Origin of the sequence: Nocardioides sp. (genome assembly GCF_035429765.1) — a bacterium.
Lineage (GTDB): Bacteria > Actinomycetota > Actinomycetes > Propionibacteriales > Nocardioidaceae > Nocardioides.
Window position 1 is genome coordinate 1 of sequence record NZ_DAOMFK010000115.1, and the last position, 9,812, is coordinate 9,812.

Here is a 9,812-nt window from a genome sequence, read left to right on the forward strand (position 1 = left end):
GCGAAGGCCCGGCCCCCCTCCTGGCTCTCGTCTACCAGTTAGGGGAAGGTCCAGCCGGCCCGCTCGGCCTGCTCGGCGAGCCGGGCGGGCCGATCCTCGGGGTAGGCCTCCGCGTCGTTGCTGCAGATGCCGACCACGCGCAGCCCCGGGTGGGCGGCGAGCACCTGCCGCAGCCCGCTCTCGACGTGCCGGACGTAGGGACAGTGGTTGCACAGGAAGGCGACCAGGAGCGGGGATCCGGCCAGGTCGGTGGAGGAGACGGTGCGCCCGGTGAGGTCGGGCAGCGTGAACGGTGGCAGGGGGGAGCCCAGCGGGGCCATGGTCGACTCGACAGCCATGACTCGACCCTACGAGGTCGCCGGCGGGCCACGGCGGGCAGGCGCGGGCGCCGTGCCCCGAGGGGCAGGATGGGGGCGTGGAGATCCGCGAGGACCTGTTGGAGCTGCTGGCCCGACGCGCGCTGACCGAGGACGGGGCGCGGCCGGAGGCGGTCGAGCGGCGGCACGCCGGCGGCCGGCGTACCGCCCGGGAGAACCTCGCCGACCTCGTCGACCCCGGGTCGTTCGTGGAGTATGGCCGGTTCGTCACCGCCGCCCAGGAGGCCCGGCGCAGCCTCGACGAGCTGCTCGACCGGACCGTGGCCGACGGGCTGGTCGGCGGGCTGGCCACCGTCGAGGGGCGGGCCTGCGCGGTGCTGTCGTACGACTACCTCGTCCTCGCCGGCACCCAGGGCCTGCGCGGCCACCACAAGTCCGACCGGCTGATCGCCCTCATCGAGAAGATGGGGCTGCCGGTGGTCTTCTTCACCGAGGGCGGCGGCGGCCGGCCCGGCGACACCGACATCCCCGTGGTCTCGGCGCTGGACGTGGGCTCGTTCGCGCTGTGGGCGCGGCTGTCGGGGGTGGTGCCCCGGATCGCGGTGGTCGCCGGGAGCTGCTTCGCGGGCAACGCCGTGCTGGCGGGCTGCTCCGACCTCATCGTGGCCACCGCGGACTCCTCGCTGGGGATGGCCGGCCCGGCGATGATCGCCGGGGGCGGCCTCGGCGAGGTCGCCGCGCACGAGGTGGGGCCGATCGAGGTCCAGGCCGCCAACGGTGTGGTCGACGTCGCGGTCGCGGACGAGGCCGAGGCGGTCCGGGTGGCCCGCCGGCTGCTGGGCTACTTCACCGGGGCGGCCGACTCCTGGACGGCCCGGGACCAGACCGCGCTCCGCGACGTGGTGCCCGAGCGGGAGCAGACGGCGTACGACGTCCGGCCGGTCGTCGAGACGCTCGCCGACGACGGCTCGGTCACGTTCCTGCGCGAGGCGTTCGCGCCCGAGCTGGTCACCGCGCTGGCCCGGCTCGAGGGGCGCACCGTCGGGTTCGTGGCCAACCAGACCCGGCACGTGGCGGGGGCGGTCACCAGTGACGCGGCGGACAAGGCGGCCCGGTTCCTCCAGCTGTGCGACTGCTACGGGTTCCCGGTGGTGTCGCTGGTCGACACGCCGGGGATGATGGTCGGCCCGGAGGCCGAGCGGACCGCCCTGGTGCGGCACACCGCCCGGCTCCTCGTCGCGGGGGCGCAGCTCGAGGTGCCCCTGGTGGGTGTGGTGCTGCGACGGGGGTACGGGCTCGGGGCGCAGGCCATGCTCGGCGGCAGCACGCACGAGCCCGTGCTGACGGTCGCCTGGCCGGGCGCGCACCTCGGCCCGATGGGCCTGGAGGGGGCGGTCCGGCTGGCCCGGCGCGCCGAGCTCGCCGCGATCGCCGACCCCGAGGAGCGGGAGGCGACGGTGCGGGAGTGGACCGCGGCGTACCGCGAGCACGCCAAGGCCCTCAACGCCGCCCGCTACTTCGAGATCGACGACGTGGTCGACCCCGCCGAGACCCGGCAGGTGCTCGCCGCGACCCTCGCTGCCGCCACTGCCGGCGGCCGGCTCCACGGACGGCGGAGGCCCGTGGACACCTGGTAGAGGCCAGGGGTTTCCCGCCCAGGCCCCACCCCTGTCAGTTGTGTGGGTCGCGTCCGGGTAGCTGGGGGCGGTGGTGGCCGAAGCTGAGCATGGCAAGGGCGATGAGTGGTTGGGGGCTGCGGAAGCCGTTGGCGGTTCCCGTTCTTGCCGGTAGCGCCAGCCTCCCGGGCCGCTCGCCAGGCGGCGGCACACACGTGGGTCAGGGCCTGGTTGGCCCGCGCTGCCCTGGGGTCCGAGGTCATCGAAGAACCGGTGCAATGTGGCTCGATCCCGATCCGGGTCAGCCCGTCCAGCCCGTCGCGGCCAGCCGTCCGCTCGGCGCACAGACGCACAACGCGGAAGATCCCAGCCACCAGGTGAGGAAACCAGCAGCCCCTCCAGGCCCCTCAACCCCCGATGATGACCGGGATGCGCCGGGCGCCGAAGTCGTCGGCGTGCGCGGCGTACCGGCCGGGCAGCACGGTGCCGCACCGCGGACAGGCCCCCGAGGCGGTGAGGCGGTAGGCGCGGATCCGGTAGCGGTCCCGCTCGACCAGCGCCTGGCCGCAGCCGGCGCACGAGGTCACCTCACCGGCGGGGTCGTCGACGTTGCCGGTGTAGACGAACCGCAACCCCTCCGCCAGGGCGAGGTCGCGGGCGCGGACCACGGTCGCCAGGGGCGTGGGTGGCACGTCGAGCATCTTGTGGTCGGGGTGGAAGGCGGTGAAGTGGTGGGGGACGTCGGGCCCGAGCTCGGCGAGCACCCAACGGCACATCTCCCGGAGCTCGGCGTCGGAGTCGTTGTGCCCCGGGATCAGCAGGGTGGTGATCTCCAGCCAGACGTCGGTGCGGTGCCGGAGGTAGACCAGCGTGTCGAGCACCGGCCTCAGGTGGGCGCCGGTGAGGTGCCAGTAGAAGTCGTCGGTGAACCCCTTGAGGTCGACGTTGGCGGCGTCCATGTCGGCGAAGAACTCCGCGCGCGCCGACTCCCCGACGTACCCGTTGGTGACGGCGACGGTGCGCACCCCGTGCTCGTGGCAGGCGCGCGCCGTGTCGAGGGCGTACTCCGCGAAGATGACGGGGTCGTTGTAGGTGAACGCAGCACTGCGGCAGCCCCACCTGTGGGCGGCCCTGGCGATGTCCTCCGGCGAGGCCTGGTCCATGAGCCGGTCCATCTCCCGGGCCTTGGAGATGTCCCAGTTCTGGCAGAACCGGCAGCCCAGGTTGCAGCCGGCGGTGCCGAAGGACAGCACCGAGCTGCCCGGGTAGAAGTGGTTGAGCGGCTTCTTCTCGATCGGGTCGATGCAGAAGCCCGAGGAGCGGCCGTACGTCGTGAGCACGAGCCCGTCCCCCTCGCGCTTGCGCACGAAGCAGAACCCGCGCTGCCCGTCGTGCAGCCGGCACTCGCGAGGGCACAGGTCGCACTGCAGGCGGCCGTCGTCGAGGGCGTGCCAGTAGCGGGCGGGGTACGCCGACTCCGCCACGGCGGTGGTGGTCTCCGGACCGCGCCGCGTCCTCTTCGTGGTCATCTCGCCACCTCCTCGTGGAACTCGGTCACCGTGTAGCGGGAGAGCTGGAGCTGGTCGCTCCAGAAGTCCGGCGGCAGCCCCGCCTTGAGCTTGAGGTGGGACAGGAACTCACGCCGGTCGCGGACGGACCGCCACACCTGGGGGAGGTAGGTCGCCCGCCGGCCGGCGTACTCCAGCACCAGGCCGTCCTGCCCGGGGCGGAGCTGGGCGAGGGCGTCCTGCTCGTCCACCACCTCCAGGGGGGTGGACGGTGAGAGCACGGACACCTCGATCGCGGTGTCGGCCAGCTCGACCGCGGTGAGTGGGGGGAACCGCGGGTCCCGGAACGCCGCGGCGGACGCGTTGCCGGTCACGTCCTCCGAGAGCGGGCGGTAGGCACGGATGGACCCGATGCACCCGCGCAGTGCGCCGGCCGTCGTCAGCGTGACGAAGCAGGCCCCGGGCCGGCGCAGCCACGGCGGCGGCTCGGCGGTCGGCAGCGGCAGCCCCAGCTCGGCCGAGATGGTGGCGCGGGCCAGTCCCAGCAGCACCGGGCCGGCGTCCGCGGGGAGCTCCGCGGGGTCAAGCGGGCGCTGGTCGTCACGCGTCTGCGGGCGGGACGAAAGCCACTGCGGCATAGCCCACCACCCTTCGTCGGTCCCCGGCGGTGTCGCCGGAGCTGCAGCTGCCCAGCAGACGGGGGGTCAGGCCGTGGCGGCGGGCCGAGACCAGCAGGCCGTTCGCGGGCGTCGCACCGCAGGCCTGGTGGTGGGTCAGCGGCCCGTCCAGCCGCAGCACCTGGGCCAGGGTGGCCTGGTCGACCCGCCGGGCCTCGTCGTAGCCCAGGTAGTGCGACAGGTCGGAGCTGACCACCACGACGGTCTCCGGACCGCCCCAGAGCGCGTCGAGGACCTCGGCGACCGTCTCCGCCGCGGCGAAGCCGACCGCCAGCGGCACCAGCGCGAAGTCGTCGAGCACCGTCTGGAGGAAGGGCAGGTGAACCTCGAGGGAGTGCTCCATCGCGTGCGCCTCCCGGTCCACCACCACCTGCGGCAGCCGGGCGAGGGTGCGTGGGTCCGGGTCGGCCACCGGCACCCTGCCCAGGGGGGTGTCGAACGCCTCGGCCTCCGGCAGCGCGAGCCCGTCGACCGCCACCCGGTGGGTCGGACCGAGCAGCACCACCCGGCGGACGGTCTCGCGGGCCGGCGCGAGGGCGGCGTACCCGAGCGCGGCGGTGGAGCCCGAGTAGACGTAGCCCGCGTGCGGCAGCAGCAGGGCTTTGGGCACCGGCGTACCGGGCCCCAACCGCGGGGCCGCCTCCGCCAGCAGCTCCTGGACCGTCGCGGCGAGCATGGACGCCTGCCCGGGGTAGAACATCCCGGCCACGGCCGGGGGCCGTACCGTCTGCACACCTCCAGTGTCCCCCTCACCGGCCGCCAGGCCAATGGCCGGCGCCGGTGAGGTGGGGGACACCGCCGGGTGCCCGTGGGGGCGAGCAGTCAGGGTCGCTCGGTCAGCGAGAGCCGGCCGACGGTCTCCCCGTCGGCGACCGCACCGGTGTCGGTGAAGCCGCGTGCGAGGTAGAAGGGGCGGGGACCGCCCGGGCCCTCCTGCCAGCTGGTGAGCAGGGTGGTGCACCCCTCGGACCGCAGGACGTTGGTGAGCAGCTCCAGGGCCCGGTCACCGATCCCGCGGCGCTGGTGGCGCCGGTCCACCAGGAGCCGCCACAGGAACGCCTCGGGATGCGCTGCGGTCCGCTCCGCGATCATCACGAACGCCGCCGGCTGGCCGTCGGCCTCGACGCCGTACAGCCGCGGCACGACGGGGGCCCCGTCGACGACCTCGGGGAACAGCGCGTCCGCGTAGGACTGTGCCATCGGCGCCACGAACCGCTCCTGGGAGTGATGGGTGCGCAGCGCGCCGTACGACCGGTGGTTGTCGGCGGTCAGCGGGACCAGGCGGACCTCGGCCGGAGGGCCGGCCGGCCGGGACCGCCAGGCGCGCCACTCCTCCGCGGTGGCGGCGTAGCTCATGGTGTCGGTCCACTCGCCCCGACACCAGAAGGAACGGCGGGTGGTGGCCTCGTGGACCAGCCCGACGTTCTCCAGCACCCGCTGGGAGGCGACGTTGACCGGGTCCAGCTCGCCCAGCACGCGCACCACCCCCACCCGTTCGACGAGGTCCTCGACCAGCGCCGTCGCCGCCTCGGTCGCGTAGCCCCGGCCGTGGTAGGGCGCGGCCAGGGTGAACCCGATCTCCGCGACCCCGCCGCGCTCGTCCAGGTGGGTGCACACGTCGCCGACCAGCACCCCGTCATGCTCGACGGCGATCTGGGTCCAGGCACCGGCGAGCAGGTCGTCACGACCGTCCTGGTCGGCGAGGGCCTCCCGCGCCCGCTCCACCGGGTAGGGCAGCTCCCACGACTGGTGCCGGGCGATCTCCGGGTCGTCGCGGTACGCCGCGAACGCCGCGGCGTCGCCGGTGCGCATGATCCGCAGCAGCAGCCGGTCGGTGCGCCGCGGGTAGGGAGAGCTCATCCCCGCACGCTAGTGGAGGGCCGCCGGAGGCTCCAGGGTCAGTGGTTCTCGGGGATCACCAGCGTCGACCAGTCCGCCGCGGCCACCACGGTCGGGGCGCGCTCGGGAAGCACGACCCTCGGCTGGGCCGGTCGCTCGTAGGGGATCTGGCTCAGCAGGTGGGTGAGGATGTTGAGCCGCCCGCGCTTCTTGTCGTCGGTGTGCGCGACGTGCCAGGGCGCCCACTCGCTGCTGGTCGCCGCGAACATCTCGTCCCGGGCGCGCGTGTAGTCGTCCCAGCGGGTGTAGGACTCCAGGTCCATCGGGGAGAGCTTCCAGGTCTTGCGTGGGTCGTCGATCCGGCTCTGCAGGCGCCGGGTCTGCTCCTGCTCGCTCACCTCCAGCCAGTACTTGAGCAGGATGATGTCGTTGTCGACCATGGCCCGCTCCACGGCCGGAACCTGGGACAGGAAGCGGCTGGTCTGCTCCTGGGTGCAGAACCCCATCACCCGCTCCACGCCGGCGCGGTTGTACCAGCTGCGGTCGAAGATGACCACCTCACCCGCCGCGGGGAAGTGCTGGATGTAGCGCTGGATGTACATCTGGCTCTTCTCCCGGTCGCTGGGGGCCGGCAGAGCGACCACCCGGAAGACGCGGGGGCTGACGCGCTCGGTGATCGCCTTGATCGTGCCGCCCTTGCCAGCCGTGTCGCGGCCCTCGAAGACCACGCACACCTTCGCGCCGGTGGCCTTCACCCACTCCTGCAGGGCGACCATCTCGGCGTGCAGCCGGCGCAGCTCCTTCTGGTAGTCCTTCTCCTTCAGCTTCCCGTCCTTGGCCACCAGCCACCTCCTCGACGTTCGGGACCCGTGACGTCAGCGCCCTGCGTGCGCGACGGCGCGCTCCGGCTCGACCGCCCGGTGCACGTCGATGGGGGCGCTCGGCGGCGTACGCCGGCGACGGGCGAGCTTGCCGACCTCCACGACCAGCGGCAGGACGGCGGCCAGCAGGATGCAGGCCACCCACTGGCCGGTGGTCAGCGAGGTGGTCATCAGCGCCTTCTGGAAGCGCGGGAGCTCGGTGCCGACGAACGTCATCGTGACCGGGATCAGCGCGATCGCCAGGCCCCTGAGGACGGGCGAGGACAGCCCGCTGGCGGGGTCACGACGGTTGGTCAGGGCGTTGAAGACCGTGCCCAGCGCCATCACCACGAAGGTCATGGTGAGCGACACCGTGGCCTTGTCCGTCGAGGGCTCGTCGGGTCCGGCGACGAGCGGCAGGAACGCGGGGACGAACAGGGCGACCGCGTAGACGACCCACCACGTGACCGCGGCTCTGTTGGTGATCGTCAGCTGGGGGTCGCGCGGTGGCCGGGTCATCGCGTGCGGGTCTCCGGGGTCGACCGCGATGATGACCACGCCGGTGGCGGTCATGAAGAACAGCAGGTACAGCACCATCGACGGAGTGAGAGCTACCCCCTCGTTGGCGTTGAAGGCGGTCGCGGCGACGAACAGCATCACCAGCGACAGCAGCTGCGTCATCTGGTACCGCACGTAGGAGACGACCTTGTCGTAGACCTTGCGGCCGATCTCCACCGCGTGCACCAGCGTGCCGAAGTTGTCGTCGGTGAGGATCATCCGGGCTGCCTGCTTGGTGACCTCGCTGCCGCTGCCCATGGCCACGCCGATGTCGGCCTGCTTGAGCGCCGCCGCGTCGTTGACCGCGTCCCCGGTCATCGCCACGATCATCCCCTGCTGCTGCATCGAACGGGCCAGGCGCAGCTTGTCCTCGGGGGTGACCCGGCCGAAGACGTGCAGCTGGGGCAGCCTGGACACCAGCTCCTGGTCCGAGAGCGCCTGGAGCTCGGAGCCGCTGATGGCGCCCGGCCCCAGACCCAGGGACTCCCCGATCGCCTGCGCGGTGACCGCGTGGTCGCCGGTGATCATCCGCACGTCGATGCCCGCACCGAGCGCCGTGGCCACCGCGTCCTTCGCCTCGGCCCGCAGGGGGTCGATCATCCCGGTAAGGGCGACGAACGACAGCCCCTGGACCAGCGACATCGGGTCGCCCGTCATGGCGTCGAGCTCGTCCTCGGCCAGGACCCGGGCGGCGAAGGCCAGCACCCGCAGACCCTTCTCGCCCATCCGGGCGTTGGCCTCGTCGATGCCGGCCCGGGCCTGTGCGATCGGCACCCGGCTGCTGCCCAGTGCGGCTCCCGCCTCGGTGCACCGGGCGAGCACGACGTCGGGTCCGCCCTTCACCAGCACGATGACCTGCTCGCCGGCGTCGGTCGGCACCCGGTGGTAGGTCGCCATGAACTTGTAGTCGGAGTCGAAGGGGACCTCTGCCAGCCTCGGGTAGGCCCGCCGCGTCTCGTCCGCATCCACTCCCAGCTTGGCGGCCAGCACCACCAGAGCCGCCTCGGTCGGGTCGCCCACGACGTCGCCGGCGTCGGAAACCGTGGCGTCGCTGTCCAGGCACAGGCCGTAGGCCAGCCGGGTGAAGTCGGGCACCGGCACGCCGGCGACCGCGGTGATCGCCCCCTGCTTGCGGTAGCCCTCGCCCTCGACGGTGAACCAGGACCCGTCGGAGTAGATCGTCGACACCATCATCTGGTTCATCGTCAACGTGCCGGTCTTGTCGGTGTTGATCGCGCTCGTCGCACCCAGTGTCTCGACGTCGGTGAGGTTCTTGACCACCGCCTTCGCCTCGGCCAGCTGCTTGGCGCCCATCGACAGCAGACCCGAGACGAAGGCGGGCATGCCGGTGGGGATGGCGGAGATGGCCATGGCGGTGCCGAGGAGCATGAGCTCGGAGAACGAAATGCCGCGCAGCAGGCCGACCACCACGATGAACACGACCGCGGTCCAGGCGATGATCCCCAGGAGCTTGGTGAGCGAGTCCAGCTCGCGCTGAAGCGGCGAGCGGGTGCGCTGGACCGAGCTCAGCATGGTGGCGATCTGTCCCATCTGGGTGGCCATGCCGGTCTCGGTCACCACCATGGTCGCCGTGCCCCGGGTGACCGAGGTGTTCTGGAACAGCATGTTGGCCTGGTCGCCGAGCGGGACGTCGGCCTCCGTGATCACCGAGGCGACCTTGCCCACCGGTGCGCTTTCCCCGGTCAGCGCCGCCTCCTGGGTCTCGAGGGTCGCCGAGCGCAGCACCCGGCCGTCCGCGGGCACGATGTCGCCGGCCTCGAGGGCCACCACGTCGCCTTGGACCAGCTCGACGGCGGGCACCAGCGCCACCTCGCCGGACCTCAGCACCTTCGCCTGAGGGACCTGCATCTTGGACAGGGCGTCCACGCTGGCGCGCGCCTTGAGCTCCTGCCGGGAGCCGAGCACCAGGTTGAGCAGGATCAAGAACCCCACGATGACGGCGGTCGACGCCTCGCCGATGAGGATGCTGACCACCACGACCGCGACCAGCATCAGGTTCATCGGGTCGCGCAGCTGGGCGAGCGCGATCGCCAGCACCGAGGGCGGAGGCTCGGCCGCGATCTCGTTCGGGCCGGTCTGCCGGAGCCGCTCCGCGGCCTCCTCCCGGGTCAGCCCGCGCTCCGCGTCGCTGTGGAGCGCGGCCAGGACGGCGGCCGCCTCCTCGGCGTACCAGCGGTGCGGCTCACCCGCGGCCGGCTGGCCGGGCGCCTGGGTGGACGGCATGCTCATCGGTGACTCCTCGGTGTCGGTGGCCCGGTGTCGGCGGCCCGCGCCGAGGGCACGGGCCCGTGTGGTCCACGCGGCCATCATGGCCGCTCGCCGGCCCCACCGGCACCACCCACCACGGGTGACCCGTCACAAATGGCGACGCCGGTGTGGCGCGTGCGCCTGGAGTGCGTCAATTTGTGCCGGGTCG

General features: G+C 72.8%; 8 protein-coding genes. 1 reads left to right on the forward strand and 7 read right to left on the reverse strand.

Annotated elements, in window-relative coordinates:
• Window positions 1-38: 38 nt before the first annotated feature.
• A complete protein-coding gene (locus PLP61_RS11225; RefSeq protein WP_324502803.1) occupies window positions 39-338 on the reverse strand; it encodes a redoxin domain-containing protein in 300 nt (99 codons plus the stop codon).
• Window positions 339-415: 77 nt separating this feature from the next.
• Here PLP61_RS11225 and PLP61_RS11230 point away from each other — a divergent pair, with 77 nt between their 5' ends.
• A complete protein-coding gene (locus PLP61_RS11230; RefSeq protein WP_324502804.1) occupies window positions 416-1,954 on the forward strand; it encodes an acyl-CoA carboxylase subunit beta in 1,539 nt (512 codons plus the stop codon).
• 386 nt (window positions 1,955-2,340) lie between these two features.
• Here the strand turns inward: PLP61_RS11230 and amrS are convergent, their stop codons facing one another.
• The 6 genes from amrS to PLP61_RS11260 all read right to left on the reverse strand — a co-directional run bounded on the left by amrS (window position 2,341) and on the right by PLP61_RS11260 (window position 9,625).
• Entirely contained in the window at window positions 2,341-3,462 is a 1,122-nt protein-coding gene (amrS, locus tag PLP61_RS11235; RefSeq protein WP_324502805.1) for an AmmeMemoRadiSam system radical SAM enzyme, read from the reverse strand.
• Entirely contained in the window at window positions 3,459-4,079 is a 621-nt protein-coding gene (gene amrA / locus PLP61_RS11240; protein WP_324502806.1) for an AmmeMemoRadiSam system protein A, read from the reverse strand. Before amrA ends, amrS begins: the two co-directional genes overlap by 4 nt.
• A complete protein-coding gene (amrB, locus tag PLP61_RS11245) occupies window positions 4,042-4,851 on the reverse strand; it encodes an AmmeMemoRadiSam system protein B (protein WP_324502807.1) in 810 nt (269 codons plus the stop codon). The genes amrA and amrB overlap by 38 nt, the downstream gene beginning before the upstream one ends.
• An 89-nt stretch (window positions 4,852-4,940) precedes the next feature.
• Window positions 4,941-5,978: a GNAT family N-acetyltransferase gene (locus PLP61_RS11250; protein WP_324502808.1), complete on the reverse strand. Its 1,038-nt coding sequence runs from the start codon at window positions 5,976-5,978 to the stop codon at window positions 4,941-4,943.
• A gap of 38 nt (window positions 5,979-6,016) precedes the next feature.
• Window positions 6,017-6,799, reverse strand: coding sequence for a polyphosphate kinase 2 (gene ppk2, locus PLP61_RS11255; protein WP_324502809.1), 783 nt, complete (start codon window positions 6,797-6,799; stop codon window positions 6,017-6,019).
• Between the two features lie 33 nt (window positions 6,800-6,832).
• Window positions 6,833-9,625, reverse strand: a complete 2,793-nt coding sequence (locus PLP61_RS11260) for a cation-translocating P-type ATPase (protein WP_324502810.1) — start codon at window positions 9,623-9,625, stop codon at window positions 6,833-6,835.
• Window positions 9,626-9,812: the final 187 nt, after the last annotated feature.

What these genes read in the sequence shown, in the direction of transcription:
- PLP61_RS11225 (WP_324502803.1), bottom strand. Translation starts at nt 338, where the DNA reads ATGGCTGTCGAGTCGACCATGGCCCCGCTGGGCTCCCCCCTGCCACCG.
- amrA (WP_324502806.1), bottom strand. Translation starts at nt 4,079, where the DNA reads ATGCCGCAGTGGCTTTCGTCCCGCCCGCAGACGCGTGACGACCAGCGC.
- amrS (WP_324502805.1), bottom strand. Translation starts at nt 3,462, where the DNA reads ATGACCACGAAGAGGACGCGGCGCGGTCCGGAGACCACCACCGCCGTG.
- PLP61_RS11260 (WP_324502810.1), bottom strand. Translation starts at nt 9,625, where the DNA reads ATGAGCATGCCGTCCACCCAGGCGCCCGGCCAGCCGGCCGCGGGTGAG.
- PLP61_RS11250 (WP_324502808.1), bottom strand. Translation starts at nt 5,978, where the DNA reads ATGAGCTCTCCCTACCCGCGGCGCACCGACCGGCTGCTGCTGCGGATC.